The 26,665-nt window shown below is 56.9% G+C and carries 23 protein-coding genes; 20 read left to right on the forward strand and 3 right to left on the reverse strand.

The features are described from left to right. The 18 genes from nuoE to menE all read left to right on the forward strand — a co-directional run bounded on the left by nuoE (position 1) and on the right by menE (position 20,524). Entirely contained in the window at positions 1–540 is a 540-nt protein-coding gene (nuoE, locus tag ACT3RR_RS05330; RefSeq protein ID WP_154146995.1) for an NADH-quinone oxidoreductase subunit NuoE, read from the forward strand. Next, the gene (gene nuoF, locus ACT3RR_RS05335) at positions 537–1,907 is read left to right on the forward strand and encodes an NADH-quinone oxidoreductase subunit NuoF (protein ID WP_396132414.1); all 1,371 of its coding nucleotides are present in this window, start codon (positions 537–539) and stop codon (positions 1,905–1,907) included. Before nuoE ends, nuoF begins: the two co-directional genes overlap by 4 nt. A gap of 143 nt (positions 1,908–2,050) precedes the next feature. Continuing rightward, on the forward strand, positions 2,051–4,777 hold the full coding sequence (nuoG, locus tag ACT3RR_RS05340; protein WP_353502766.1) for an NADH-quinone oxidoreductase subunit NuoG: 2,727 nt from the start codon (positions 2,051–2,053) through the stop codon (positions 4,775–4,777). Beyond that, positions 4,774–5,751, forward strand: a complete 978-nt coding sequence (nuoH, locus tag ACT3RR_RS05345; RefSeq protein ID WP_396132415.1) for an NADH-quinone oxidoreductase subunit NuoH — start codon at positions 4,774–4,776, stop codon at positions 5,749–5,751. The genes nuoG and nuoH overlap by 4 nt, the downstream gene beginning before the upstream one ends. Positions 5,752–5,765: 14 nt before the next feature. Next, entirely contained in the window at positions 5,766–6,308 is a 543-nt protein-coding gene (nuoI, locus tag ACT3RR_RS05350) for an NADH-quinone oxidoreductase subunit NuoI (RefSeq protein ID WP_034791754.1), read from the forward strand. A gap of 12 nt (positions 6,309–6,320) precedes the next feature. Then, entirely contained in the window at positions 6,321–6,878 is a 558-nt protein-coding gene (nuoJ, locus tag ACT3RR_RS05355) for an NADH-quinone oxidoreductase subunit J (RefSeq protein WP_496199891.1), read from the forward strand. Further along, positions 6,875–7,177, forward strand: a complete 303-nt coding sequence (gene nuoK, locus ACT3RR_RS05360; RefSeq protein WP_004936014.1) for an NADH-quinone oxidoreductase subunit NuoK — start codon at positions 6,875–6,877, stop codon at positions 7,175–7,177. Before nuoJ ends, nuoK begins: the two co-directional genes overlap by 4 nt. Further along, a complete protein-coding gene (gene nuoL / locus ACT3RR_RS05365) occupies positions 7,174–9,036 on the forward strand; it encodes an NADH-quinone oxidoreductase subunit L (RefSeq protein ID WP_496199892.1) in 1,863 nt (620 codons plus the stop codon). The genes nuoK and nuoL overlap by 4 nt, the downstream gene beginning before the upstream one ends. A gap of 37 nt (positions 9,037–9,073) precedes the next feature. Next, positions 9,074–10,603 carry an NADH-quinone oxidoreductase subunit M gene (gene nuoM, locus ACT3RR_RS05370; protein WP_353502764.1) on the forward strand — a complete coding sequence of 510 codons (1,530 nt, stop codon included), beginning with the start codon at positions 9,074–9,076 and terminating at the stop codon, positions 10,601–10,603. A gap of 6 nt (positions 10,604–10,609) precedes the next feature. After that, complete coding sequence (gene nuoN, locus ACT3RR_RS05375) at positions 10,610–12,070, forward strand: NADH-quinone oxidoreductase subunit NuoN (protein WP_396132416.1); 1,461 nt, start codon at positions 10,610–10,612, stop codon at positions 12,068–12,070. 217 nt (positions 12,071–12,287) lie between these two features. Further along, positions 12,288–12,815 carry a DUF1097 domain-containing protein gene (locus tag ACT3RR_RS05380; RefSeq protein WP_353502762.1) on the forward strand — a complete coding sequence of 176 codons (528 nt, stop codon included), beginning with the start codon at positions 12,288–12,290 and terminating at the stop codon, positions 12,813–12,815. 103 nt (positions 12,816–12,918) lie between these two features. Further along, positions 12,919–13,227, forward strand: a complete 309-nt coding sequence (elaB, locus tag ACT3RR_RS05385) for a stress response protein ElaB (protein ID WP_034791744.1) — start codon at positions 12,919–12,921, stop codon at positions 13,225–13,227. Positions 13,228–13,468: 241 nt separating this feature from the next. Next, the gene (gene menF / locus ACT3RR_RS05390; RefSeq protein WP_496199893.1) at positions 13,469–14,842 is read left to right on the forward strand and encodes an isochorismate synthase MenF; all 1,374 of its coding nucleotides are present in this window, start codon (positions 13,469–13,471) and stop codon (positions 14,840–14,842) included. Positions 14,843–14,865: 23 nt separating this feature from the next. Beyond that, the gene (gene menD, locus ACT3RR_RS05395) at positions 14,866–16,551 is read left to right on the forward strand and encodes a 2-succinyl-5-enolpyruvyl-6-hydroxy-3-cyclohexene-1-carboxylic-acid synthase (protein ID WP_496199894.1); all 1,686 of its coding nucleotides are present in this window, start codon (positions 14,866–14,868) and stop codon (positions 16,549–16,551) included. After that, positions 16,551–17,345, forward strand: a complete 795-nt coding sequence (gene menH / locus ACT3RR_RS05400; RefSeq protein WP_496199895.1) for a 2-succinyl-6-hydroxy-2,4-cyclohexadiene-1-carboxylate synthase — start codon at positions 16,551–16,553, stop codon at positions 17,343–17,345. The genes menD and menH overlap by 1 nt, the downstream gene beginning before the upstream one ends. After that, positions 17,332–18,189, forward strand: a complete 858-nt coding sequence (menB, locus tag ACT3RR_RS05405) for a 1,4-dihydroxy-2-naphthoyl-CoA synthase (protein ID WP_034791738.1) — start codon at positions 17,332–17,334, stop codon at positions 18,187–18,189. Before menH ends, menB begins: the two co-directional genes overlap by 14 nt. Continuing rightward, the gene (gene menC, locus ACT3RR_RS05410) at positions 18,189–19,166 is read left to right on the forward strand and encodes an o-succinylbenzoate synthase (RefSeq protein WP_496199896.1); all 978 of its coding nucleotides are present in this window, start codon (positions 18,189–18,191) and stop codon (positions 19,164–19,166) included. The genes menB and menC overlap by 1 nt, the downstream gene beginning before the upstream one ends. Next, positions 19,154–20,524 (forward strand): o-succinylbenzoate--CoA ligase, encoded by a 1,371-nt coding sequence (gene menE, locus ACT3RR_RS05415; RefSeq protein WP_496199897.1) that lies wholly within the window; start codon positions 19,154–19,156, stop codon positions 20,522–20,524. The genes menC and menE overlap by 13 nt, the downstream gene beginning before the upstream one ends. A gap of 94 nt (positions 20,525–20,618) precedes the next feature. On the opposite strand, the gene ACT3RR_RS05420 is transcribed toward menE, so the two are convergent. Next, positions 20,619–22,052, reverse strand: coding sequence for a catalase (locus ACT3RR_RS05420; RefSeq protein WP_496199898.1), 1,434 nt, complete (start codon positions 22,050–22,052; stop codon positions 20,619–20,621). Positions 22,053–22,399: 347 nt separating this feature from the next. Here ACT3RR_RS05420 and ACT3RR_RS05425 point away from each other — a divergent pair, with 347 nt between their 5' ends. Together ACT3RR_RS05425 and ACT3RR_RS05430 are read left to right on the forward strand one after the other, a co-directional pair. Further along, the gene (locus ACT3RR_RS05425; RefSeq protein WP_353502755.1) at positions 22,400–22,945 is read left to right on the forward strand and encodes a YfaZ family outer membrane protein; all 546 of its coding nucleotides are present in this window, start codon (positions 22,400–22,402) and stop codon (positions 22,943–22,945) included. A 381-nt stretch (positions 22,946–23,326) separates the two neighbouring features. Continuing rightward, positions 23,327–24,532 carry a nicotinamide mononucleotide deamidase-related protein YfaY gene (locus tag ACT3RR_RS05430; protein WP_486033023.1) on the forward strand — a complete coding sequence of 402 codons (1,206 nt, stop codon included), beginning with the start codon at positions 23,327–23,329 and terminating at the stop codon, positions 24,530–24,532. Positions 24,533–25,257: 725 nt separating this feature from the next. Here ACT3RR_RS05430 and yfaE read toward each other — a convergent pair. Together yfaE and nrdB are read right to left on the reverse strand one after the other, a co-directional pair. Beyond that, positions 25,258–25,518 (reverse strand): class I ribonucleotide reductase maintenance protein YfaE, encoded by a 261-nt coding sequence (yfaE, locus tag ACT3RR_RS05435; RefSeq protein ID WP_353502753.1) that lies wholly within the window; start codon positions 25,516–25,518, stop codon positions 25,258–25,260. 1 nt (position 25,519) lies between these two features. Further along, positions 25,520–26,650 carry a class Ia ribonucleoside-diphosphate reductase subunit beta gene (gene nrdB, locus ACT3RR_RS05440; protein WP_100935749.1) on the reverse strand — a complete coding sequence of 377 codons (1,131 nt, stop codon included), beginning with the start codon at positions 26,648–26,650 and terminating at the stop codon, positions 25,520–25,522. Positions 26,651–26,665 lie beyond the last annotated feature (15 nt).

Below are 26,665 nucleotides of genomic sequence, written 5' to 3' on the forward strand. Positions count from 1 at the left end.
ATGACAGATATCAATAAAGACTCAGAGGTTCAGTACATCAACGTCTCCGAGCCGACCGCAAAACCTGCTGCGTTCGAGCTTAATGACGCTGAGCGTGAAGCGATTGAGCACGAAAAACACCACTACGAAGATGCCCGCGCGGTCTCTATCGAAGCGTTGAAAATCGTGCAAAAACACCGTGGCTGGGTGCCAGATGGTGCCATTTACGCGATCGCTGAAATCCTCGATATTCCTGCCAGTGACGTTGAAGGCGTGGCAACGTTTTATAGCCAAATCTTCCGCCAGCCGGTGGGTCGCCACGTGATTCGCTATTGTGACAGCGTGGTGTGCCACATCACCGGTTACCAAGGCATTCAGGCGGCAATCGAAGAACAGCTGCACATCAAGCCGGGCCAAACGACCGAAGATGGTCGCTTCACTCTGCTGCCGACCTGCTGTTTGGGTAACTGTGACAAAGGCCCGACGATGATGATCGACGAGGACACTCACAGCTACCTGAAGCCGGAAAACATTGGTGAATTATTGGAGCGTTACTCATGACATTCCAGGGATTTACGCCAAAACAGATTATCCGCACGCCAGAGATGCATCCGCTGACCTGGCGTATGCGCGATGACAAGCAGCCGGTTTTCCTCGACGAATACCGTAGCAAAAATGGCTACGCCGGTGCTGAGAAAGCGCTGAAAGGTATGGCTCAGGATGACGTGGTCACGCTGGTCAAAGACGCAGGTCTGAAAGGCCGCGGCGGCGCAGGCTTCTCCACCGGTTTGAAGTGGAGCCTGATGCCGAAAGACGAAAGCATGAATATCCGCTATCTGCTTTGTAACGCCGATGAGATGGAACCGGGCACGTATAAAGATCGTATGCTGATGGAGCAAATGCCACACCTGCTGGTGGAAGGCATGCTGATCGCCGCATTCGCGTTGAAAGCCTACCGTGGTTACATCTTCCTGCGCGGCGAGTACATCGAAGCAGCAGTGAACTTGCGTAAAGCCATTGAAGAAGCCAAAGCCGCTGGGTTCCTGGGGAAAAACATCCTCGGTACCGGTTTTGACTTTGAACTGGTGGTGCACACCGGCGCAGGGCGTTACATCTGTGGTGAAGAAACCGCGCTGATTAACTCCCTTGAAGGCCGCCGTGCTAACCCGCGTTCCAAACCACCTTTCCCAGCATCGTCTGGCGTATGGGGCAAACCAACGTGTGTAAACAACGTTGAAACCCTGTGCAACGTGCCGGCTATCGTTGAGCACGGCGTGGATTGGTACAAAGGTATTTCCGCAGGAAAAAGTAATGATGCCGGTACCAAAATGATGGGCTTCTCCGGTCGGGTGAAAAATCCGGGCGTTTGGGAGCTGCCGTTTGGTATCACCGCACGTGAAATCCTCGAAGATTATGCCGGTGGCATGCGCGATGGTCTGAAATTCAAAGCCTGGCAACCGGGTGGGGCAGGGACGGACTTCCTGACCGGCGACCACCTCGACCTGCCAATGGATTTCGAAAGCATCGGCAAAGCGGGTAGCCGTATGGGTACTGCGCTGGCAATGGCCGTTGACCACGAAATTGGCATGGTTTCCCTGGTGCGTAACCTGGAAGAGTTCTTCGCTCGTGAATCTTGCGGCTGGTGTACGCCATGCCGTGACGGTTTGCCGTGGAGCGTTAAGATCCTCCGCGCGCTGGAACGTGGCGAAGGCCAACCGGGCGATATCGAAACGCTCGAGCAGCTTTGCCGCCAGCTTGGTCCGGGCAAAACCTTCTGCGCACACGCGCCGGGTGCCGTGGAGCCATTGCAGAGTGCGATTAAATATTTCCGGGACGAGTTTGAGGCGGGCATCGCCAAGCAGCATTACAGCAATGCGCGGGCGATTGGCGGTATTCAGCCAAACAACCTGCTGAAACAGCGCTGGTAGTGAAGGCATCAAGCGGCGGACGTGAGCCCGCCGCGCGCGAAATCCCAAAACAAGGGACGCGCTGTCGAACGATATACGCCAACCCGGCAAGAATTTTTGATTAACGCCCGCTGAAAGGTGGGCCACGTGGAAGCATGCTGACTATGGCTACGATTCATGTAGACGGCAAAGAATACGATGTAAATGGAGCGGACAACCTGTTGCAGGCTTGCCTCTCTCTTGGCCTCGATATTCCTTATTTTTGCTGGCATCCGGCGCTGGGAAGCGTCGGCGCTTGCCGCCAATGTGCGGTTAAGCAATACCAAAACGCGGAAGATACGCGCGGTCGTTTGGTGATGTCTTGTATGACACCGGCATCCGATGGCACGTTTATCTCCATCAATGACGGCGAAGCCAAAGAGTTCCGTGAGAGCGTGGTTGAGTGGTTGATGACTAACCACCCACACGACTGTCCGGTGTGTGAAGAGGGCGGCAACTGCCACTTGCAGGATATGACGGTCATGACCGGTCATAGCATGCGTCGCTATCGCTTCACCAAACGTACTCATAACAACCAAGATCTCGGCCCGTTCATCTCTCACGAAATGAACCGCTGTATCGCTTGCTACCGTTGTGTCCGTTACTACAAGGACTACGCGGATGGTAAAGACTTGGGCGTTTACGGCGCACATGACAACGTCTACTTCGGTCGCCCGGAAGATGGCCCGCTGGAAAGCGAGTTCTCCGGTAACCTGGTAGAAGTCTGCCCGACCGGCGTGTTCACCGACAAAACGCACTCCGAGCGTTATAACCGTAAATGGGACATGCAGTTTGCGCCAAGCATCTGCCAACAGTGTTCCGTCGGTTGTAACACCAGCCCGGGTGAGCGCTATGGCGAACTGCGTCGTATCGAAAACCGTTATAACGGCACCGTGAACCACTACTTCCTCTGCGACCGTGGTCGTTTCGGCTATGGCTATGTCAATGCCAAAGACCGTCCGAAGAAACCACAGCAGCTGCGTGGCAACGACTGGATCGAACTGAACGCTGAACAAGCGATGCAGGGCGCGGCAGATATTCTGCGTCAGTCGAAAAAAGCCATCGGTATTGGTTCTCCGCGCGCAAGCCTCGAAAGCAACTTCGCGCTGCGCGAGCTGGTCGGCGCAGAGAACTTCTACACCGGTATCAACGCAGCCGAACAAGGCCGCCTTGAGCTGATGCTCAACGTTCTGCGCAACAGCGGCGTTCACACGCCAGCCCTGCGTGAAATCGAAGACTACGACGCCGTACTGGTGCTGGGTGAAGATTTAACCCAAACCGGCGCGCGCATTGCCCTGTCTGTTCGTCAGGCAGTAAAAGGCAAAGCTCGCGCAATGGCTGCGGCACAGCGCGTTGCCGACTGGCAAATCGCGGCGGTGCAGAACATCGGTCAGCATGCTAAGCACCCGCTGTTCATCACCAACGTTGATAACACTAAACTCGATGACATCGCGGCATACAACTACCGCGCGCCGGTAGATGAGCAAGCCCGCTTCGGCTTCGCTATCGCCCACGGGTTGGACGAGTCTGCTCCGGCTGTCACCGATTTGGCTGAAGGTTTAGACAAGAAGATCGACGTGATCGTGCAGGCTTTAGCTGGCGCACGTAAACCGCTGATCATCACCGGCAGCAATGCGGGTAGCGACGCCATTATCGAAGCGGCAGCCAACGTGGCTAAAGCCTTGAAAGTGCGCGGCAGCGATGTCGGTATCACCTTCGTAGCGACCTCTTCCAACAGCATCGGCCTGTCAATGATTGGCGGCGGTACTTTGGACGCCGCGCTCGAACTGTTGGCTAACGGCGGCGCAGACAGCGCAATCGTGATGGAAAATGACCTTTACCGTCAGGCGCCAGAAGCCAAAGTTGATGCAGCATTAGCTAAAGTTGAAAACCTGCTGGTTGTTGACCATCAGCGTACCCGCATCATGGACAAAGCGACACTTATCCTGCCTGCGGCCAGCTTCGCAGAAAGTGACGGTACCGTGGTTAACCAGGAAGGCCGCGCCCAGCGCTTCTTCCAGGTTTATGACCCGGCTTACTACGACACTTCCGTTGCGATGCTGGAAAGCTGGCGTTGGATGCACTCGCTGCACTCAACCCTTAACAGCCGTCACGTTGACTGGACTCAGTTAGACCACGTGATCGAAGCCTGCGTCGCCGCTCTGCCACAGCTGAAAGGCATGGTTGAAGCTGCACCAAACGCCAGCTTCCGCATTCGCGGTCAGAAACTGGCGCGTTCTCCGCACCGTTCGAGTGGCCGTACTGCGATGCGCGCTAACATCAGCGTGCATGAACCACGTCAGCCGCAAGATAAAGACACCATGTTTGCCTTCTCCATGGAAGGGAACAACAACCCGTTAGCTGAACGTAATCAGGTGCCGTTTGCCTGGGCGCCGGGTTGGAACTCACCACAAGCCTGGAACAAGTTCCAGAGCGAAGTCGGTGGCAGTCTGCGTTTTGGCGATCCGGGCGTGCGTATGATTGAAGCAGGCGAGGGCAGCCTTGACTACTTCACCACCATTCCTGCGGCCTTCGCGGCGGAAAGTAACCAATGGCGCGTTGCTCCTTACTACCACCTGTTTGGTAGTGAAGAGATGAGCCAGCGTTCGCACGTGATCCAGCAGCGTATGCCACAGCCTTACGTGATGGTTAACCCAGCCGATGCGGCGCAGTTGGGCGTTAACGCCGGTGCTCAGGTGGAATTCACCTGCGGCGGCCAGACCCTGACTCTGCCAGTTCGTTTGAGCGAAACCTTGCATCAGGGACAGGTTGGTCTGCCACTGGGCTTGCCGGGAATTTCTCCGGTTCTGGTGGGCGCAACGGTTGAAAATCTGCGGGAGGCAACACGATGAGCTGGTTTACACCTGAAGTTGTTGAGGTGCTGATTGCGGTTCTGAAAGCCGTCGTGATCTTGCTGGTCGTGGTGGTGTGTGGCGCATTCATGAGCTTCGGCGAACGTCGTCTGCTCGGTCTGTTCCAGAACCGTTACGGACCGAACCGTGTTGGCTGGGGCGGCTCTTTGCAGCTCGTTGCTGACATGATCAAAATGTTCTTTAAAGAAGACTGGGTTCCGCGCTTCACTGACCGTGCGATCTTCACTTTGGCTCCAATGATTGCGTTCAGTTCGATGCTGATCTCTTTCGCTATCGTGCCAGTGAGCTCAACGTGGTTCGCCGCTGACTTGAACATCGGCATCCTGTTCTTCCTGATGATGGCGGGTTTGACCGTCTACGCCGTGCTGTTCGCTGGCTGGTCCAGTAACAACAAATACTCCCTGTTGGGGGCAATGCGTGCGTCGGCCCAGACCCTGAGCTACGAAGTGTTTCTCGGCCTGTCTCTGATGGGCGTGGTAGCACAGGCGGGTTCCTTCAATATGCAGGACATCGTTAACTCACAGGCCCACATGTGGAACATCATTCCGCAGTTCTTCGGCTTTGTGACCTTTGCGATTGCCGGCGTTGCGGTATGTCACCGTCACCCATTCGACCAACCGGAAGCTGAGCAAGAGCTGGCCGACGGTTACCACATTGAATATTCCGGTATGAAATTCGGTCTGTTCTTCGTGGGCGAATATATCGGTATCGTTACCGTGTCAGCGCTGATTGTGACGCTGTTCTTCGGTGGCTGGCAGGGTCCATTCCTGCCGCCGTTTATCTGGTTTGCGCTGAAAACCGCTTTCTTCATGGTGATGTTCATTTTGATCCGTGCTGCTTTGCCGCGTCCCCGCTACGACCAGGTGATGTCTTTCGGCTGGAAAGTTTGCCTGCCGTTGACCTTGCTTAACCTGTTGGCGACCGCTGCGGTCATCTTGTACAACGCGCAATAAGGGGTGATTTAGCCATGACATTGAAAGAGATAGTTGTCGGGTTCGGCACCCAGGTTCGCAGCTTGTGGATGATAGGCATGCATGCCTTCGCCAAGCGCGAAACCCAGATGTACCCGGAAGAGAAAGTTAACGTACCTGCGCGCTATCGTGGACGTATCGTGCTGACGCGCGATCCGGACGGCGAAGAGCGTTGCGTTGCTTGTAACCTGTGTGCGGTAGCCTGTCCAGTAGGCTGTATTTCGCTGCAAAAAGCTGAACATAAAGACGGTCGTTGGTATCCGGAGTTCTTCCGCATCAACTTCTCGCGCTGCATTTTCTGCGGTTTGTGTGAAGAAGCTTGCCCGACTACGGCCATTCAGTTGACGCCAGACTTTGAACTCGGTGAGTTCAAACGTCAGGATCTGGTGTATGAGAAAGAAGATCTGTTGATCTCGGGTCCGGGTAAATATCCGGAATATAACTTCTACCGGATGGCCGGTATGGCAGTTGACGGCAAGTCGAAAGGCGAAGCTGAAAACGAAGCCAAACCGATCAACGTCAAAGGTCTGTTGCCTTAAGGAGCCGCAAGCATGGAATTTGCATTTTACATTGCAGCCGTGGTGGCCGTGTTGGCGACGTTGCGTGTTATCACGCACACCAACCCGGTTCACGCATTGCTGTATCTGATCGTCTCGCTTCTGGCGATCGCCGCGGTGTTCTTCTCGCTGGGCGCGTACTTCGCCGGTGCGTTGGAAATCATCGTTTATGCCGGTGCCATTATGGTGCTGTTCGTGTTCGTGGTGATGATGCTGAACTTGGGCAATGTCGAAGAACAAGAACGTGCATGGCTGAAACCGGCGACCTGGATTGGGCCTTCCATCCTGTCGCTGGTCCTGCTGGGCGTGATGGTAACCTCGATTCTTGGTCTGCACACTCACGGCATCGAAGGCACCATGGTAGACGCGAAGGCAGTCGGCATCGCGCTGTTTGGTCCTTACGTTCTGGCGGTTGAATTGGCATCTATGTTGCTGCTCGCCGGTTTGGTTGTTGCCTTCCATATTGGCCGCGAAAGCAAGCCGGGCGAAGTGTTCGGTGATGCGCCAGCGACCACTGAGATGGCGAAAAGAAAAACGGAGGAGAGAGCATGATCCCTCTACAGCATGGCCTGATTCTGGCCGCAATTCTGTTTGTTTTGGGGCTGACCGGGCTGCTTGTCCGTCGCAACCTGCTGTTTATGCTGATCAGTCTGGAAGTGATGATCAACGCAGCGGCGTTGGCGTTCATCGTGGCTGGGAGCTATTGGGGGCAAGCTGATGGTCAGGTGATGTACATCCTGGCAATCAGTCTGGCAGCGGCTGAGGCCAGTATCGGTCTGGCGTTGCTGTTGCAACTCTATCGCCGTCGCCACACCCTGAATATCGACACTGTCAGTGAGATGCGCGGATGAACCTATTATATTTAACAATTCTGTTCCCGCTGATTGGCTTCGTTCTGCTGGCCTTCTCACGCGGTCGCTGGTCTGAGAATACTTCCGCCACCGTAGGTGTGGGTTCTATTGGTCTGGCTGCGCTGACGACCCTGTATGTCGGTATTGATTTCATGACGCAGCGCGCTGCGGGCCATGAAGTTTTCAACCAGAACCTGTGGAACTGGATGCAAGTGGGCGACTTTAACATCGCCGCTACCCTGACGCTGGATGGCTTGTCGATGACCATGTTGTCCGTGGTGACCGGCGTGGGCTTCTTCATTCACATGTTCGCGTCTTGGTACATGCGCGGTGAAGAGGGCTACTCGCGCTTCTTCGCTTACACCAACTTGTTTATCGCCAGCATGGTGATTCTGGTACTGGCAGACAACCTGTTGCTGATGTACCTCGGTTGGGAAGGCGTGGGCCTGTGCAGCTACTTGCTGATCGGTTTCTACTACACCCACCCAGCCAACGGCGCTGCTGCGATGAAAGCCTTCATCGTGACCCGCGTTGGTGACGTGTTCTTAGCCTTCGCACTGTTCATCCTGTACCGCGAACTGGGTACGCTGAACTTCCGCGAGCTGATGGTACTGGCTCCGCAGAAACTGGCCGTTGGCGACACCGCTATCACTTGGGCGACGCTGATGTTGCTCGGTGGGGCAGTGGGTAAATCTGCACAGCTTCCGCTGCAAACCTGGTTGGCTGACGCCATGGCTGGTCCAACGCCGGTATCTGCGTTGATCCACGCCGCGACCATGGTTACCGCCGGTGTTTACCTGATTGCACGTACTCATGGCCTGTTCCTGATGGCGCCTGAAGTGCTGCACCTGGTAGGTATTGTTGGCGCAGTGACGCTGGTTCTGGCAGGTTTTGCCGCACTGGTTCAGACCGACATCAAACGTGTTCTCGCTTACTCCACCATGAGCCAGATTGGCTACATGTTCTTGGCGTTGGGCGTGCAGGCGTGGGATGCCGCCATCTTCCACCTGATGACGCACGCGTTCTTCAAAGCGCTGCTGTTCCTTTCGTCTGGTTCGGTCATTTTGGCCTGCCACCACGAACAGAACATCTTCAAGATGGGTGGCCTGCGTAAATCGATTCCTCTGGTGTATGTCTGCTTCCTGGTCGGTGGTGCAGCCCTGTCTGCCTTGCCACTTATCACCGCGGGCTTCTTCAGTAAGGATGAAATTCTGGCGGGTGCATGGGCAAACGGCCATCTCAATCTGATGATTGCAGGTCTGGTCGGGGCGTTTATGACTTCCCTATATACCTTCCGCATGATCTTCATCGTGTTCCACGGCGAAGAGAAACTTTTTGCTCATGGAAAGAAAGCGCATGCGGGCAAAGGCATTACTCACCATCTGCCACTGCTGGTGCTGTTGGTATTGTCCACCTTCATCGGTGCGATGATCGTGCCACCGTTGAAAGGCGTACTGCCTGAGACGACTGAGCTGGCGCACGGCAGTGTACTGACCCTGGAAATCACCTCGGGCGTTGTGGCGATTGTTGGCATCTTGCTGGCAGCCGCGCTGTACCTTGGCAAACGCTCACTGGTAAACAGCATCGCGAAAAGCGCCATTGGCCGCTTCTTCACGGTCTGGTGGTTCCACGCGTGGGGCTTCGACTGGTTATACGACATGATTTTCGTCAAGCCGTATCTGGCCATCGCTAAGCTGCTGCAACGTGATCCACTGAATTCACTGATGAATCTGCCTGCTGTGTTCTCCCGTTTGGGGAACCGTGGCTTGACGCTAAGTGAAAACGGTCAGACACGCTGGTATGTCGCGTCCATGGGTTTGGGAGCAGTGGTTGTTTTGGCACTGTTGCTGATTCTTTAAGAACAGATAGTACGAACAAATAGGGACACAAAACGCCATGCTACTTCCTTGGCTAATTCTTATCCCCTTTATCGGCGGGCTGCTGTGTTGGCAGACTGAGCGTTTCGGCAGCAAAGTACCGCGCTGGATTGCGCTGATCTCGATGGGGTTGACCTTAGCACTGTCCCTGCAACTGTGGTTGCAGGGTGGTTATTCATTAACTAGCCCGACCGGCATTCCACAATGGCAGTCAGAGTTCTCTGTGCCGTGGATCCCGCGCTTTGGTATCAGCTTCCACTTGGCACTGGACGGTCTGTCCTTGCTGATGGTGGTGCTGACCGGGTTACTCGGCGTCTTGGCTATCCTCTGTTCATGGCGTGAAATCCAGAAGTATCAGGGTTTCTTCCACCTGAACTTACTGTGGATCCTCGGCGGCGTGATCGGCGTGTTCTTGGCTATCGACATGTTCCTGTTCTTCTTCTTCTGGGAAATGATGTTGGTGCCGATGTACTTCCTGATTGCCTTGTGGGGACACAAAGCGTCAGACGGTAAAACACGTATCAGCGCAGCAACCAAGTTCTTCATCTATACCCAGTCCAGCGGTCTGGTGATGTTGATTGCGATCCTCGGTCTAGTCTTCGTGCACTACAACGCGACCGGCACCTGGACCTTCAACTACGCTGACTTGCTGAAGACTCCGATGTCGCACAACGTTGAATACCTGCTGATGCTGGGCTTCTTCATCGCTTTCGCGGTGAAAATGCCGGTCGTGCCATTGCACGGCTGGTTGCCAGATGCCCACAGCCAGGCACCAACGGCGGGTTCTGTTGACCTGGCGGGTATCTTGCTGAAAACCGCGGCCTACGGCATGTTGCGCTTCATGTTGCCATTCTTCCCGAATGCGTCGCATGAGTTTGCGCCAATCGCTATGTGGCTGGGCGTTATCGGTATCTTCTACGGCGCGTGGATGGCGTTCTCTCAGACCGATATCAAACGTCTGATTGCTTACACCTCTGTTTCGCACATGGGCTTTGTACTGATTGCTATCTTCACCGGCAGCCAACTGGCTTACCAGGGCGCTGTGATTCAGATGATTGCTCACGGCCTGTCTGCGGCAGGTATGTTCATCATCTGCGGCCAGTTGTACGAGCGTCTGCATACCCGCGATATGCGTCTGATGGGCGGACTGTGGGGGCGGATTAAGTACCTGCCTGCGCTGTCGCTGTTCTTCGCAGTGGCAACACTGGGTATGCCGGGCACCGGTAACTTCGTCGGTGAATTCATGATCCTGTTTGGCAGCTTCCCGATTGTTCCGGTGATCACTGTCATCTCGACCTTCGGTCTGGTCTTTGCTTCGGTTTACTCTTTGGTGATGATGCAGCGCGCTTACTACGGCAAAGCAAAATCAGAAGAGCCGCTGCAGGGCATGACCGCACGCGAACTGTCTATCATTCTGCTGTTGGTGGTACTGCTGGTGGCGCTGGGTGTTTATCCTCAGCCAATCCTCGATACCTCTAGCGCGGCGATGGCTAACGTGCAGCACTGGTTCGGATCATCAGTTTCAACAATTTCAACGACAAGGCCGTAACTCGCCATGACATTTACACTTCAAAATCTGATCGCACTGTTACCGCTGATGATCGTCGGATTGACAGTGGTGGTGGTGATGCTGTCCATTGCGTGGCGACGCGACCATTTCCTGAATGCCACACTGACAGTTATCGGTCTGAACGTGGCTCTGCTTTCCCTCTACTATGTAGGGCAGGTCGGGCCGCAGGACGTCACCCCACTGCTTCGTGTTGACGGTTACTCAATGTTCTACATTGGGTTGGTATTGCTGGCGAGTTTGGCTACCAGCACCTTTGCCTATCCTTGGCTGGCCGGTTATCCGGACAACCGGGAAGAGTTCTACCTGTTGGTGCTGATTGCCGCACTGGGTGGCATTCTGCTGGCATGCTCTAACCATCTGGCGTCAATGTTCCTCGGAATCGAACTGATTTCGTTGCCACTGTTCGGCCTGATTGGTTATGCCTACCGTCAAAAACGTTCGCTTGAAGCCAGCATCAAATACATGCTGCTCTCCGCTGCGGCGTCGTCATTCCTGCTGTTCGGCATGGCGCTGATTTACGCGCAGTCTGGTGATCTGAGCTTCGTCGCGCTGGGTAAAAACCTGGCCGACGGCGTGATGCTGCACCAGCCGCTGCTGCTGGCAGGTCTGGGCATGATGATTGTGGGTCTGGGCTTCAAACTGTCACTGGTTCCTTTCCACCTGTGGACACCAGACGTGTATCAGGGCGCGCCGGCTCCGGTTTCAACCTTCCTGGCGACTGCCAGCAAGATTGCTATCTTCGCCGTGGTTATGCGTTTATTCCTTTACGCACCGGTGGCCGACAGCGAAGCGATTCGCGTCGTGCTGGGCATCATTGCCTTCTGCTCGATTCTGGTCGGTAACCTGATGGCTATCAGCCAGAGCAACATCAAGCGCCTGTTGGGTTACTCCTCAATCGCGCACTTGGGTTACCTGCTGGTGGCACTGATTGCAGTACAGACTCACCAGTTGTCGATGGAAACCGTCGGCGTTTATCTGGCTGGTTACCTGTTCAGCAGCTTGGGCGCCTTCGGCGTGGTTAGCCTGATGTCTAGCCCGTACAAAGGCCCGGACGCAGAATCACTGTTCTCTTACCGTGGTCTGTTCTGGCACAAGCCAATCCTGTCTGCGGTAATGACCGTGATGATGCTGTCACTGGCCGGTATCCCAATGACCTTAGGCTTTATCGGTAAGTTCTACGTGATTGCGACCGGCGTGACCGCGCATCTGTGGTGGCTGACCGGTGCCGTGGTGGTGGGTTCGGCGATTGGTCTTTACTACTACCTGCGCGTGACCGTGAGCTTGTACCTGAGCGCACCTGACAAGCTGGTTCGCGATACGCCAAACAACTGGGCGTTGACTGCGGGTGGTGTGGTTGTGCTGATTTCGGCGATCTTGGTTCTGCTGCTCGGTATCTATCCACAGCCGCTGATCACGCTGGTTCAGATGGCGCAACCGCTGTTCTGATAGCCTGACGCAGTAGCAAAACTGAAAACCGCTCATTTCGATGGGCGGTTTTTTTATGGGCGCTATTTGCACAATCCATTGCAATAATGTGATGGAAGTCACGTTTGTATGTACGTTCAGTAATAAATTACATCGATATTGTGATCTAACCCATTCCATTATTTTTGCCGATGCGTAAACTGCGCGCTTGTTCAGAATCGCACAGGATTTACACATCATGAACGTATTGGTGATGATCGCCATTACCACCGGCATTCTCTCCGGCATCTGGGGCTGGGTGGCTATTAGTCTGGGACTGATTAGCTGGGCTGGCTTTCTCGGCTGCACGGCTTATTTCGCCTGCCCGAAGGGCGGGTTGCGCGGTCTGGTCATCAGCACGCTGACCTGCCTGAGTGGCGTGTTCTGGGCCGAAGTGATTATTGCTGGCAGCTCGCTGCGCCCTGAGTGGACTCTGCTGGGCTACATGCTCACCGGCGTGGTCGCCTTCCTGATGTGTATCCAAGCCTGGCAACAGTGGCTGGCCTTCGTGCCGGGGACTTTCATCGGCGCCTGTGCCACTTTCGCTGCCCAAGGCGACTGGCGTCAGGTGGTGTTATCCCTGCTGGTCGGCCTGCTGTTTGGCTATGCGATGAAAAATAGCGGCCTGTGGCTGGCGGAGCGCCGTGAAAAGCAGCGTGCTTCGGCTCAACAATCGGCGAGCGATAAGCCGCCATTCCCGCCGGTGACGCGGTCAGAAGGTTCTTAAAAGACCGTCGACAGCGGCTCTCTCCGTTTTTGATCCTGCGTTTATGGCAAATCTGCGCTAGGGTTAATGGGTATCGCGATAATCACAAAATAAGGAGATAACCATGTCGAACCAATTTGAACCGCAGCAGGCGTCACTGGACGATGATTTAAGAATGCTTTCCGAAACGCTGGAAGAGGTGCTGAAATCCTCCGGTGACAAAGCAGATGAAAAATATATCGAGATTAAAAGCCGCGCGGAGCAGGCGTTGGAAGAGGTAAAATCTCGCCTGAGCAACGGCGCGAACTCTTACTGCGCTAAGGCGCGTCAGGTGGCTGAGCAAACCGACAGCTACGTGCGCGAAAACCCGTGGCACGGCGTAGGTGCCGGTGCAGCCGTGGGGTTGGTGATCGGCTTACTGCTGCGTCGCTAAGCTAAGCTCGGCAATATCGTCCCAGAGGCAGCTTCGGCTGCCTCTCTGTTTTCTGCCTTATAACCCCTCTGAATGAGTCACTACCCCTTCATATCTACAGGCTCTGGCTCTGCCTTGATCTGCCGCATATTTTAAATCCCGCTAACGCCGCATAATTCACCCGTACTTGATCTAACCCGTTTTTTGATCCAGAAGGGCATTCTGCCTGACATCAAACCATTCGGATGCGGCTGAGGTGGCGGTGAAACAGATTTCAGCAATTCTTGACCAGTTGGATTCGGCACTGTTGGGGAGTTTTCCCGACACGGCTGGCCTCCGGCAGTTCACTTATCGACTCCCTGAACAACCCCACGGCGGCATGCTGGAATGGCTCGACGCCCAGCCTTGTTACCCAAAATTCTACTGGCAGCAGCGCGACGACGCCGAAGAAGTGGTGCTGTGCGGCGATGCGGCAAACTTCGATGACATGCCTTCCGCCCAGCACTTCTTAAAGCAATATCCGGACTTTCCTGAACTGCGTATTTGGGGGCTGAACGCCTTCAACGACGGCATGGGCGGCGCACAGGCCAGCCACGCGCTGTTTCTGCCGCGTATTGAAATCAGCCGTCGCGACGGCCAGTGCATTTTGCGTTGCCAGCTTTATAGCCCGGTTTCTCTGCGCGAAGAAGCCCATAGAGTGCGCGTCTTTCTCCGCACCTTGGTCAGCGCTCGCGCCTTACCGGCGCTGAAATCTCAGGTGGTGCGCTACCAGCATCTGCCCACTCAGCCGCAGTGGGCGCGAATGATCGACGCCGTGCTCAGGGGGATTAAGCATAACCAGTTCGACAAAGTGGTGCTGGCGCGCAAAACCACGCTGGCCCTCAGCCAGCCGCTGAATCCGGCCTCTTTCCTGGCCGCCAGCCGCGCGGTGAATCACCACTGCTACCACTTCATGCTGGCGTTTGCGCCGCAGCAGGCATTCCTCGGCTCCAGCCCTGAGCGGCTGTTCCTGCGCGAAAAGCGCCAACTCTTTACCGAAGCGCTGGCCGGAACCGTGGCCGCCGCCGATGACCATCAGCAAGCCCGCGCCCTTGGCCAGTGGCTGCTTAACGACCCTAAAAACCAGCGTGAAAATATGCTGGTGGTTGACGACATTTGCCAGCGATTGCAGGGCGGGGCGCGCTCTTTGGACGTGATGCCCGCCGAAATCCTTCGCCTGCGCAAAGTGCAGCATCTGCGTCGCAGCATTCAGGCCGTGCTGGCGAAAGCTGACGACGCCGACTGCCTGCAACGCCTGCAACCCACCGCTGCCGTGGCCGGCTTGCCGCGTCAGGCCGCGCGAGAATTTATTGCTCGCCACGAACCTTTTGATCGCCAGTGGTACGCCGGTTCGGCGGGCTATCTCAGCCTGACGCGCAGCGAATTCACCGTGGCGCTGCGCTCGGCCGCCGTGAAAGGCAGCCAGCTCGAGCTGTTTGCCGGGGCGGGAATTGTCGCCGGTTCAGACGCCGCGCAGGAGTGGCAGGAGATAGAAAATAAAGCCGCAGGGCTGCGCACCCTGTTAGACGAGGGGGCGCACTCGGCCGAGTCCGCCGGACAGCAGTACCATGAACTGCCTGCCGTTAGGGCGGGCTGAATCGGGTTCGCCGGAGTCAATCCATGCCATCAACACAAGCTACCGCCATGTTTAATCGCCGCTGGGCCACGCTGATATTAGAAGCCTTAACCCGCCATCAGGTGCAGCACGTCTGCATCGCGCCCGGCTCGCGCTCAACCCCACTGACGCTGGCGGCGGCGAGCAACTCCAAGCTGATTTGCCACACCCATTTTGATGAGCGCGGCCTGGGGCATCTCGCCCTCGGCTTAGCCAAGGCCAGCGGCCAGCCGGTGGCGGTGATTGTCACTTCCGGCACGGCGGTGGCGAATCTCTATCCGGCGATTATCGAAGCCGGGCTGACCGGCGAACGGCTGATCATGCTCACCGCCGATCGCCCGCCGGAGCTTATCGACTGCGGCGCCAATCAGGCCATTCGTCAGCCAGAACTGTTTGCCAGCCACCCACGGCAAAACCTCAATCTACCGCGACCGACGCCGGACATCAGCGCACGCTGGCTGGTATCGGCTATCGACAACGGCCTGTCAGCGCTGGAGCACGGTGCCATGCACATCAACTGTCCGTTCGCCGAGCCGCTGTACGGCGAGGAGGGGGATTACTATCTCGACTGGTCGCAGGCGCTGGGCGAATGGTGGCAGGGCTGCCAGCCTTGGCTGCGCACGCCTCAAACTCTGCGTCAGCCGGTTGAAGCCGACTGGGCGCAGTGGCGGCAAAAGCGCGGAGTGATTATCGCCGGGCGCATCGCCGCCGAAGAGGGCGAACAGCTGGCGCGGTGGGCTAAAACCCTCGGCTGGCCGCTAATCAGCGACGTGCAATCGCAAACCGGCAACCCGCTGCCCTGTGCCGACCTGTGGCTGGCGCACCCAGAGGCCCGACAGACATTGGCTCAGGCGGAATTAGTGATTCAGTTTGGCGGCAGCCTGACCGGCAAACGCCTGTTGCAGTGGCAGGCCGCCTGCCAGCCGCAGGAATATTGGCTGATAGACTCCATGCCCGGCCGCCTCGACCCGGCGCAGCATCAGGGGCGGCGGATCCAAATCGCCGTCAGCGAATGGCTGAAGCTGCACCCCGCCGAGCCTCAACAGCCTTGGGCCAGAGCGCTAAATTCTCTTTCTCAACGCGTGATGGCTCTGGTCGAAAGCCGTCTGGCGAGCCATTTTGGCGAAGCTTCTCTGGCGCGCCATTTACCGGCCTTGCTGCCAGCCAACGGCCAGCTGTTTGTCGGCAACAGTCTGGTGGTCAGGCTGGTGGACTCGCTGGCGCAGCTTCCGGCGGGTTATCCACTGTTTGCCAATCGCGGGGCCAGCGGCATCGACGGGCTGATTTCTACCGCCGCCGGAGTGCAACGCGCCACGCAGAAACCGACGCTCATCCTGATTGGCGATCTCTCTGCGCTGTACGATTTAAACGCGCTGGCCCTGCTGCGCCAATGCTCCGCGCCAACGGTGATGGTGGTGGTGAACAACAACGGCGGGCAGATTTTCTCTTTGTTGCCGACGCCAGAGGAGCAGCGCCAGCGTTTTTACTGCATGCCGCAAGACGTGGAGTTTAGCCACGCGGCGGCGATGTTCGGCCTGCACTACGCCAGCCCGACCACTATGGATGAGCTAACCGACGCGGTGCAAAACGGCTGGCAGCACCAAGGCGCGACGCTGGTCGAGCTAAAAGTGGCCAGCGGCGACGGCGCGGCGATGCTGCGCAAGCTGGTGGCTGAGGCGGGGGCGCTCTGATGCTCAATTGCCAGCAAGTTAATACTCATCTCAGCGGACGCCCTTGGTTGGTTATGCTTCACGGCCTGTTGGGCAGCGGCGAGGATTGGCAATCCCTGTTGCCGCACCTCGGCGAGTGGCCTTGTCTGCTGGTGGATTTGCCCGGGCACGGCCGTTCAGCCTCTATTACCGCTGCCGGTTTTGCCGACGTCAGCCAGCAACTCACCGCCACCTTGCAGCAGTTAGGTATCGATGATTACTGGCTGCTCGGTTATTCACTCGGTGGGCGAATCAGCCTCTATCACGCCTGCTATGGCGATAGCCGTGGCCTGCGGGGCGTGCTGGTGGAAGGGGCCAATCCCGGTCTGAAAACCCTGCGCGATCGCCAGCAGCGCCGTCATCACGACCAGCTGTGGATCACCCGTTTTCGCTTCCAGCCCATCGAGGAGGTGCTGCAACTCTGGTATCGTCAACCGGTATTTGGCGACCTGAGCGACGCCCAGCGCCAGCGCTTGGTGGATTTACGCGCCAGCAACCACGGTCCGGCGATTGCCACCATGCTGGGAGCGACCTCTCTGGCGGTGCAGCCCGACCTGCGCCAGCCCTTGTCGCGCCTCGCGCTGCCGGTGGTATGGCTATGCGGCGCGCTGGATCAGAAATTTACCCTTCTCGCGCAGCAGGCCGGTTTCCCGTTGCGCACCATCGCCAATGCCGGGCATAACGCCCATCGCGCGAATCCGACTGAGTTTGCCCGTCAGGCGCTGGCATTCATTACTTCACCTGTCTTAAAGGAAGTTGAACATGATTTATCCTGATGAAAAAGAGCTGTACGCCCCGATTGAGTGGCTCGATTGCAGCGGCGAATTCGAAGATATTCGCTATCACAAGTCGGCGGACGGCATCGCCAAAATCACCATTAATCGCCCGCAGGTGCGCAACGCTTTCCGCCCGCTGACCGTCAAAGAGATGATCCGCGCGATGGAAGATGCGCGCTATGACGACAACATTGGCGTGATTGTGTTGACTGGCGAAGGTGACAAAGCCTTCTGCGCCGGTGGCGATCAGAAAGTGCGCGGCGACTACGGCGGCTATCAGGACGCTAGCGGCGTTCACCACCTGAACGTGCTCGACTTCCAGCGCCAAATCCGTACCTGTCCAAAGCCAGTAGTGGCGATGGTCGCCGGATTCTCCATCGGCGGCGGCCACGTGCTGCACATGATGTGTGACCTGACCATTGCCGCAGACAACGCGGTGTTCGGTCAGACCGGGCCGAAGGTCGGCTCCTTTGACGGCGGCTGGGGCGCTTCTTATATGGCGCGCATCGTCGGCCAGAAAAAGGCGCGCGAAATCTGGTTCCTTTGCCGCCAGTATGACGCCGCCGCCGCGCTAGACATGGGCTTGGTCAACACAGTGGTGCCACTGGCTGATTTGGAAAAAGAGACCGTGCGCTGGTGCCGCGAAATCCTGCAAAACAGCCCAATGGCGCTGCGCTGTCTGAAAGCCGCACTTAACGCCGACTGCGACGGGCAGGCCGGTTTGCAGGAGCTGGCGGGTAACGCCACCATGCTGTTCTACATGACCGACGAAGGTCAGGAAGGCCGCAACGCGTTTAACGAAAAACGCCAGCCGGACTTCAGCAAATTCAAGCGTAATCCTTAATGCGCCGCGCTACGCTGTACCGTTATAGCCTGCCGATGGAGGCGGGCATTGTGTTGAGAAATCAACGTCTGAAGACCCGCGACGGCCTGCTGGTACAGCTGTGGCAGGACGAAAAGTGCGGCTGGGGGGAAATTGCGCCGCTGCCGGGCTTTAGTCTGGAAAGCGTGGAACAGGCGCAGCAGGGCGTGCAGCATGCGCTGGCCCAGTGGCTGCAAGGGGCTTCGCTCGGCGCGCTGGCATCGGCCTTCAATGCCATGCCGTCGGTGGCCTTTGGTCTGAGCATGGCGGATGCCGAACTGCGCGACGCACTGCCGCAGACGGGGAATTACGCCTGCGCGCCCCTGTGTCACGGCGACCCAGACGCGCTCTATCAGCGACTTGCCCACCAGCCGATTGCCAAGGTGAAAGTCGGTTTGTACGAGGCGGTGGGGGATGGTTTGAATGTCAGCATGCTGCTCGAAGCCTTGCCGCACCTGCGTTTGCGGTTGGACGCCAACCGCAGCTGGACGCCCGCCAAGGCCGACGCCTTTGCGCGTTACGTGGCCCCCGCGCTGCGTTCGCGCATCGCCTTTATCGAAGAGCCTTGTCAGACCCGCGAACAGTCGCGCGAGTTTGCCCGCGCCAGCGGGATTGCCATTGCCTGGGATGAAAGCGTGCGCGAGGCGGGCTTTGAAATTCGCGCCGAACAGGGGCTGGCGGCGATTATTATCAAGCCGACCTTAACCGGCAGCCTGACGCGCTGCCGCGAACTGATTGCCAAAGCCCATCGCGCCGGGCTTGAGGCGGTGATCAGCTCAAGTATTGAGTCCAGCCTCGGTTTAACCCAGCTGGCGCGCATGGCCGCGTGGCTGACGCCCGACACCCAGCCGGGCCTCGACACGCTGGATCTCATCCAATCGCAGCTGGTCCGCCCTTGGCCTGACGCCGACCAACCCCTGCTGGATGAATCCGCGCTGGAGGTGGTATGGCAGAATTAACCCAGTGGCCGTGGCACGCCTGGGCGAGCAAAACGCCTTTTGCCATTGCCATTAAATCGGCGGGGAAAGCCTGGTGCTGGCAAGACTTGCAGCAGCGCGTTGACTCGCTGTGTGCCGGTTTCGTCCAGCAGGGCGTGGCCGAAGGCCGTGGCGTGGCGCTGCGTGGCAAAAATAGCCTTAACGCGCTGTTATGCTATCTGGCGCTGATTCAAGCCGGAGCCAGGCTTCTGCCGCTGAACCCGCAGCTGCCTGCCGCCTTGTGTGACCCATTATTACCCCAGTTGGATATCGACTTTATTCTCGACCTGAGCGATGAGCCGCTGGTCACTGAAATCCCTGCCCTGAGCCTGTTCCACGGCCATGGCGGGGTGACACCAAACTATCCGCCGCAGCGGATTGCCACCCTGACGTTAACCTCGGGTTCGAGCGGGCTGCCTAAAGCCGCCGCGCACAGCGTCGCGGCGCATCTCGCCAGCGCGCGCGGGGTGCTGGGCCTCATTCCTTTCAACGCCAATAACGGCTGGCTGCTTTCGCTGCCGCTTTTTCACGTCTCGGGGCAGGGCATTGTCTGGCGCTGGCTGACCGCCGGTGCCCAGCTGGTGGTGGCCGAAGAGCGGCCGCTCGCTGAGGCGCTGCAAGACTGCAGTCACGCCTCGCTGGTGCCGACCCAGCTCTGGCGGCTGCTCAACCAGCAGCAGTTGCCCGCCTCGTTAACCGACGTGCTGCTCGGCGGGGCGGACATTCCCCTCGAGTTAACCCAGCGCGCCGAACGCGCCGGAGTTCGCTGCTGGTGTGGTTACGGCATGACGGAAACGGCGTCGACGGTGACGGCCAAACGCGCCGACGGTTCGGCGGGCGTCGGCGAGCCTCTGGCCGGGCGGGAAGTGATGATCGTCGAGGATGAAATCCTGATCCGCAGCGAAAGTCTGGCAGCCGGTTATTGGTGGCAGGGCAAGCTGACTCAGCTCACCGACGCCGACGGCTGGTTGCATACTCGAGACAGAGGCGCGTGGCGGGGCGATGAGCTGCACGTCGCCGGGCGGCTGGATAATCTGTTTTTCAGCGGCGGGGAGGGGATTCAGCCCGAGGACATCGAACGCGTGTTGGCGGCGCATCCGCGCGTTGAGCGCGCTTTCGTGTTGCCGATGGCTGACGCCGAATTTGGCCAGAGGCCGGTGGCGCTGATTGATCGCTCAGCAGAGATGCCGTTTGAGATGCTCTCCCAATGGCTGGAGGGCAAACTGGCGCGTTTCCAGCAGCCGGTGCGCTATTTCGACCTGCCTGCGGACATTGCGCAGGGGGGAATTAAAATCTCGCGTCGCCATCTTCAGGAGTGGCTTTCACAGCAAACCGCCTGAGCTTTCAGTTCATTATCGCTAATAAAAAGGGCCGCTCTGCATTACAGGACGGCCCTTGTTTTATGACGCGTATCTAAAACCCAAGCGTCAGGTATTACGCCTTAAGGCCTTTTTCCACACCTGCGCCATAGGCCGGATCAACCTTGTAGAACAGATCGAGTTGGCGTTTTTGCGTGTCTGGCGAAGCGTGTTTCAGCTCACTGGCGATACGGCCACACAGGCGTGCTTGCTCATCTGCAGACAGCAGGTTGAACAACAGGCGTGGCTGGGTGAAGTAATCATCATCTTCGCGGTGATTCCAGTGGTCCGCCGCCCCTTCGATAGTCAACGGCGGTTCGCTGAAGTCCGGCTGCTCTTGGAACAAACCTGCGCTGTTTGGCTCATAGGTCACGCCGTTGCCGCTGTTACCATCAACGCGCATCGCGCCGTCGCGGTGGTAGTTGTGGAACGGGCATTTTGGTGCATTAACTGGGATTTGATGATGGTTCACGCCCAGACGGTAGCGGTGCGCGTCGCCGTAAGAGAACAGACGGCCTTGCAGCATACGGTCAGGGGAGAAGCCGATACCCGGCACCACGTTGGCCGGACTCATCGCCACTTGTTCAACTTCGGCAAAGTAGTTTTCTGGATTGCGGTTCAGCTCAAACTCGCCCACTTCAATCAGCGGGTAGTCACTGTGTAACCAAACTTTGGTCAGGTCGAATGGGTTGTAAGGTAGCTCGGAAGCTTCTTTTTCGGGCATGACTTGAACAAAGAGTTTCCAGCGAGGGAAGTCGCCGCGCTCAATGGCATCATACAGGTCGCGCTGCGAGCTTTCGCGATCGCTTCCCACCAGTTTCTCCGCTTCGTCGTCCATCAGGTTTTGAATGCCCTGCTGGCAGCGGAAGTGGAATTTCACCCAAAAACGCTCGTTTTGCTCATTGATAAAGCTGAAGGTGTGGCTACCAAAACCGTGAATATGGCGATAAGAGCTAGGCAGGCCGCGGTCGCTGGCGTCAATAGTTAGCTGGTGAAGTGCTTCAGGCAGATGGGAGAAGAAGTCCCATTTGTAAGCCGGATTGCGCAGGTTAGTGCGCGGGTCACGTTTAACCACGTGATTCAAATCTGGGAATTTCAGCGGGTCGCGCAGGTAGAAAATAGGGGTGTTGTTGCCAACCAAATCCCAGTTACCCTGCTCAGTATAGAACTTGATGGAGAAGCCACGAATATCGCGCTCGGCGTCCGCTGCGCCGCGCTCGCCCGCTACGGTGGAGAAACGGATAAACATCGGAGTTTGCTTACCGATTTCGGCAAAGATATTAGCGCGGGTGTATTGAGTGATGTCATGGGTGACGGTAAAGGTGCCGTAAGCGCCTGAACCCTTGGCGTGCATGCGACGCTCTGGGATCACTTCGCGGTCAAAATGCGCCAGCTTCTCCAGAAACCAGACGTCTTGCAGCAGCAAGGGGCCACGGCGGCCTGCGGTGATCACGTTATTATTATCTACAACCGGTGCTCCAGCGGCGGTTGTAAGTCCTCTTTTACTCATTGGTTAGATCCTTCCAGTCAATTAATCGGTGGGTGTTTAAAGCTAAAAAGGGCGGTGCCCATTCCTCAAAAAGGTATTGCGGTACGGCTTCCCTTCTCGAGTTTGCCTTTCCTTAGGTCAGTAAACTCTACCCCCATCTTTTAGCCTTGATGTTGATACTGGGCAAATAGGCAGGAGTTATCATTTCAATCAGGATCGTTACGCACATAAACTTTGTGGCTATTTCTTACATTTTTTTTTTATTTAAAACGGAGGTTTAAAACATTCAAGGTTGTTGCATGACGCTGATTTGCTTTAGACTTCGCGGGATGGTTTATCTGTCGTTTAATGAACATTCGGGAATGAAAATGAAAAAACTTTTAGTCGCTGGCGCTGCTGCCAGTTTGATGTTGGTCGCGGCCTCTGCCAGCGCCATCAGTGTCAACGGTGAAATTGGCGAACATTACACCAATTTCGGTGTGGGCCTCGGTACCACCACTCCGGGTATCGCGCTGAGCGGCGATTGGACCCACAACGACGATGACGGCGACGTAGCTGGTCTGGGTCTGGGTTACAACATCCCACTGGGTCCATTCATGGCGACCGTTGGCGGCAAAGGTTTGTATACCAATCCTAAACAGGGCGACGAAGGTTACGCGGCGGCAGTCGGCGGTGGCTTGCAGCTGCCAGTAGGTAGCCTGTTCAGCCTGTACGGCAGCTACTACTACTCTCCAGATTCCCTGTCTAGCGGCATCTCTAACTACAAAGAAGGCGACGCCGGTATTCGTTTGACCGCCATCCCTCTGGTGACGGTAAGCGTGGGTTACCGCTATCTGGCGCTGGATAATAAAGACGGTAAGCGTGACAACATCCTGGCGGATGGGGCTTACCTCGGCGGTGCTGTTAACTTCTAATATCCCGTCATCTTTCATGCTGTAGCTGTGTTGGCTGCGTTCGCTCGACCCGGTCACTTACTGATGTAAGCTCCCGGGCACTCGGCTCCCTTGCCGCCTTGCTACAGCATGAAATCTTTAGGGCTATAATATCCCGTTACCTTTCGCACTGTAACTGCGTTGGCTGCCTTCGCGCACCCAAGTCACTTACTGATGTAAGCTTCTGGGGATTTGCTCAGTTGCCGCCTTGTTACAGAGCGAAATCTTTAGGGATATCCAGCTTTAAATTTAAAAGCCTGCACATAGCAGGCTTTTTTCGTTTGGAATATCACTTTGTGCCCCGGCAATTGTTTTTCGGCTTCAGGCTTTCTACAGTGGAAGGACAAATAAGAGGAGAAAAGAATGCTTAGGGTCGAGATGCTCAGTACGGGCGAAGAAGTGCTGCATGGGCAAATAGTAGATAGCAACGCGGCGTGGCTGGCGAACTATCTGTTCGAGCAGGGGTTGCCGATGACCAGTCGCGAAACGGTTGGCGATAGTCTGGATGAGCTGGTGAGTGTGTTGAAAGAGCGTAGCCACATCGCCGACGTGCTGATCGTCAACGGCGGTCTGGGGCCGACCAGTGATGATTTAAGCGCACAGGCGGCGGCTATCGCCTGTGGGGTCGAGCTGGTGGAGGATGCCGACTGGATTGCCACCATGGAAGCTTTCTTCGCGCAGCGCGGACGCCCAATGGCGGTGTCCAACCGCAAGCAGGCGCAAATTCCCGCCAACGCCGAAGTGCTGGATAACCCCGTAGGCACCGCCTGTGGATTCAGCCTGACGTTGAACCGCTGTCAGATTTTCTTCACCCCCGGCGTACCCTCCGAATTCAAAGTGATGGTGGAGCAGCAAATCGTTCCGCGTTTACACAAGAAGCACCCATCGCTGGAAGCCCCGCTGTGTCTGCGTTTGACCACCTTTGGCCGTGGTGAAAGTGACCTTGCCAATGAGCTAGATCAGATGGTGCTGCCGGAGGGTGTCACCCTGGGCTATCGCTCTTCTTCGCCAATCATCGAGCTGAAAGTCACCGGCCCGCGTTCGCAAGAAGCGGCGATGCACAAGGCTTTCGAGCGCGTGCGCGAAGTGGCGGGTGAAAGCACTATTTTCGAAGGTTTTGGCGGCCTGCCGGCGCGTCTTGCCGAGCATTTGCTGGAGCAGGGCTTGCGTCTTTCGGTCAGCGAGAGCTTCACCGGCGGCCTGCTCAACTGGCGTCTGCAAAGCGCCGACGTGCCACTGGCGGCGGGTGAGTTGTTGCCTGATGATGCCGAACCGGCCCCGGAGAAATCTTTGGAGAGCATTCTGGCCCGCGCCCAGCAACTGGCTGAGAAGAATCAGGTTCAGCTGGCTTTAGCCGTCGGCGCCATGTCCGGCGAGGAGCTGAGTCTCGCCCTGCACACCCCGGCTGGCACCAGTGGCCTCACCATCCGCTATACCGCCAGCCGCCATGCTTTAGCACTGCGCCAAGAGACTATCGCGATGGTCGCAATGGATATGCTGCGGCGGTATCTGAATGGCTGGGATCCGGTGGCGGACTACCCGTGGTTGGAGCGTGTGGCTAAGGCGTAGTTTTTTGGGCAGGCTGCCCAATGCCCGCTTTTAAATCTTTAAATTCAAAACCGTGGGCACCGGCCCACACCGGCAAGGGGGCGGCCAGTCGCCGCCGCCCCCTTGACCCCCGGGCTTTTTGCCGCTGGAAGAGCGAGGCTTCGCAGGGTTGGAATGGACGTGTTTCAGCAGCCTTGGTGATCGCCGCGAAGTGCCGCCGCTTAGGCGGTTCCCTCAGTTCGGGTCTCGAGCCTTTGGTCTCGAACCACTCCCTCGGCGTCACTTCTGAACGCGACCTACTGGCATTTACACCATACCGTTTCAGTTGGTTTGGGTTTGCTCCTCCCCCTGATAAGGGGAGGCTGGGAGGGTGCAAGACAAACCTCACTGAAACGGCACGGCCGAGATGCCTCAAAACCGCAGTCAAAAATGGCGCTGAGCGAGAGGTTCGAGACCCAAGGCTCGAATCCCGTGGCGAAGGCACCGCCTAAGCGGCGACATTTTGCGGTGGAGAACAGGTGTACCTGAAACACGTCCGCCCAACCAGCGGAGCGCGCAGTGAAGAGCCGGGGAGTCTTGAGGGGCGCGGCGATAGGCGCCCCTTAAGGCCGGTGTGGCGGCAGCGCACGGTTTTGACCTTAAAGGCCAGTGTGGGCGGCGAGCCCACGGTTTTGAAGTTGAAGTTGAAGTTGAAGTTGAAGTTGAAGTTGAATTTAAAGCGGCCAAGTGGGGCCGCAACCTCCACATCAAAACTCCAGTTCGACGTCCCCCACCGGCAGGCAACAACAGGGCAGGACGTCGCCTTCCAGCAGGAATGCCAGGGGTTTCTCACTGTAGGTGACTTCACCGCTGACCAGCCGCATGCGGCAGGAGCCGCAGTAGCCTTCCCTGCATTGGTATTCCACTTGCACTTCGTGATGCTCGAACACTTCCAGCAGGTTTTTGTGGCCGGCCAGACAGGCCAGCCGCTTACCGTTGGCTGAAAGCGTTACGGTTGGCTGACTCATCTTAGAACTCGAAATCGCTCAAATCGTCAGCATTCATTTCTGAATCAATCTGACCGACCAGATAGGAGCTGACTTCTACTTCTTGTGGCGCAACCTGCACGTTGTCAGACACCAGCCATGCGTTGATCCATGGGATTGGGTTAGTGCGCGTTTTGAATGGCGCAGTCAGGCCAACCGCTTGCATACGGATGTTGGTGATGTACTCGACGTACTGGCACAGAATGTCTTTGTTCAGGCCAATCATAGAGCCGTCGCGGAACAGATATTCTGCCCAATCTTTCTCTTGTTGCGCGGCCAGCACGAACAGGTCGTGGCACTCTTGCTCGCACTCTTTGGCGATTTCTGCCATTTCTGGGTCATCAGTACCAGAGCGCAGCAGGTTCAGCGCGTGCTGAGTACCGGTCAGGTGCAGGGCTTCGTCACGGGCGATCATCTTGATGATTTTTGCGTTACCTTCCATCAGTTCGCGCTCGGCGAAGGCGAAGGAGCAGGCGAAGCTGACGTAGAAACGCACGGCTTCCAGCGCGTTGACGCTCATCAGGCAGACGTAGAGTTTCTTCTTCAACTCACGCAGGTTGACGACCACGGTTTTACCGTTGACCTGATGCGTACCTTCGCCCAGCAGGTGGTAGTAGCTGGTCATTTCAATCAGCGTGTCGTAGTAGCCAGAGATGTCTTTGGCGCGCTTGAGGATCTCTTCGTTGGTGACGATGTCGTCAAACACCAGCGCCGGATCATTCACGATGTTACGGATGATGTGGGTGTAAGAGCGCGAGTGGATGGTTTCAGAGAACGCCCAGGTTTCAACCCAAGTTTCCAGTTCCGGAATAGAGATCAGTGGCAGCAGCGCAACGTTCGGGCTGCGGCCTTGAATGGAGTCCAGCAGGGTCTGGTATTTCAGGTTGCTGAGGAAAATGTGCTTCTCGTGCTCTGGCAGCGCCTGAAAGTCGATACGGTCGCGAGAAACGTCAATCTCTTCAGGACGCCAGAAGAAGGAGAGCTGCTTTTCGATCAGCTTTTCAAAAATCTCATGCTTCTGCTGGTCGAAACGCGCGACGTTAACAGACTGACCGAAGAACATCGGCTCAAGAAGTTGGTTGTTTTTGTTCTGGGAGAAAGTGCTATAGGCCATAACGTCCTCTGAATT

The sequence above is a fragment of the Ewingella sp. AOP8-B2-18 genome, assembly GCF_052376015.1.
Taxonomy (GTDB): domain Bacteria; phylum Pseudomonadota; class Gammaproteobacteria; order Enterobacterales; family Enterobacteriaceae; genus Ewingella; species Ewingella allii.

Coding starts and splice junctions, on each gene's coding strand:
- ACT3RR_RS05380 (WP_353502762.1), top strand. CDS start 12,288: ATGAACGTATTGGTGATGATCGCCATTACCACCGGCATTCTCTCCGGC.
- nuoI (WP_034791754.1), top strand. CDS start 5,766: ATGACATTGAAAGAGATAGTTGTCGGGTTCGGCACCCAGGTTCGCAGC.
- ACT3RR_RS05420 (WP_496199898.1), bottom strand. CDS start 22,052: ATGAGTAAAAGAGGACTTACAACCGCCGCTGGAGCACCGGTTGTAGAT.
- ACT3RR_RS05425 (WP_353502755.1), top strand. CDS start 22,400: ATGAAAAAACTTTTAGTCGCTGGCGCTGCTGCCAGTTTGATGTTGGTC.
- ACT3RR_RS05430 (WP_486033023.1), top strand. CDS start 23,327: ATGCTTAGGGTCGAGATGCTCAGTACGGGCGAAGAAGTGCTGCATGGG.
- nuoG (WP_353502766.1), top strand. CDS start 2,051: ATGGCTACGATTCATGTAGACGGCAAAGAATACGATGTAAATGGAGCG.
- nuoN (WP_396132416.1), top strand. CDS start 10,610: ATGACATTTACACTTCAAAATCTGATCGCACTGTTACCGCTGATGATC.
- menC (WP_496199896.1), top strand. CDS start 18,189: ATGCGCCGCGCTACGCTGTACCGTTATAGCCTGCCGATGGAGGCGGGC.
- nuoL (WP_496199892.1), top strand. CDS start 7,174: ATGAACCTATTATATTTAACAATTCTGTTCCCGCTGATTGGCTTCGTT.
- nuoH (WP_396132415.1), top strand. CDS start 4,774: ATGAGCTGGTTTACACCTGAAGTTGTTGAGGTGCTGATTGCGGTTCTG.
- menE (WP_496199897.1), top strand. CDS start 19,154: ATGGCAGAATTAACCCAGTGGCCGTGGCACGCCTGGGCGAGCAAAACG.
- menB (WP_034791738.1), top strand. CDS start 17,332: ATGATTTATCCTGATGAAAAAGAGCTGTACGCCCCGATTGAGTGGCTC.
- nrdB (WP_100935749.1), bottom strand. CDS start 26,650: ATGGCCTATAGCACTTTCTCCCAGAACAAAAACAACCAACTTCTTGAG.
- menD (WP_496199894.1), top strand. CDS start 14,866: ATGCCATCAACACAAGCTACCGCCATGTTTAATCGCCGCTGGGCCACG.
- nuoK (WP_004936014.1), top strand. CDS start 6,875: ATGATCCCTCTACAGCATGGCCTGATTCTGGCCGCAATTCTGTTTGTT.
- nuoF (WP_396132414.1), top strand. CDS start 537: ATGACATTCCAGGGATTTACGCCAAAACAGATTATCCGCACGCCAGAG.
- menH (WP_496199895.1), top strand. CDS start 16,551: ATGCTCAATTGCCAGCAAGTTAATACTCATCTCAGCGGACGCCCTTGG.
- nuoM (WP_353502764.1), top strand. CDS start 9,074: ATGCTACTTCCTTGGCTAATTCTTATCCCCTTTATCGGCGGGCTGCTG.
- yfaE (WP_353502753.1), bottom strand. CDS start 25,518: ATGAGTCAGCCAACCGTAACGCTTTCAGCCAACGGTAAGCGGCTGGCC.
- elaB (WP_034791744.1), top strand. CDS start 12,919: ATGTCGAACCAATTTGAACCGCAGCAGGCGTCACTGGACGATGATTTA.
- nuoJ (WP_496199891.1), top strand. CDS start 6,321: ATGGAATTTGCATTTTACATTGCAGCCGTGGTGGCCGTGTTGGCGACG.
- nuoE (WP_154146995.1), top strand. CDS start 1: ATGACAGATATCAATAAAGACTCAGAGGTTCAGTACATCAACGTCTCC.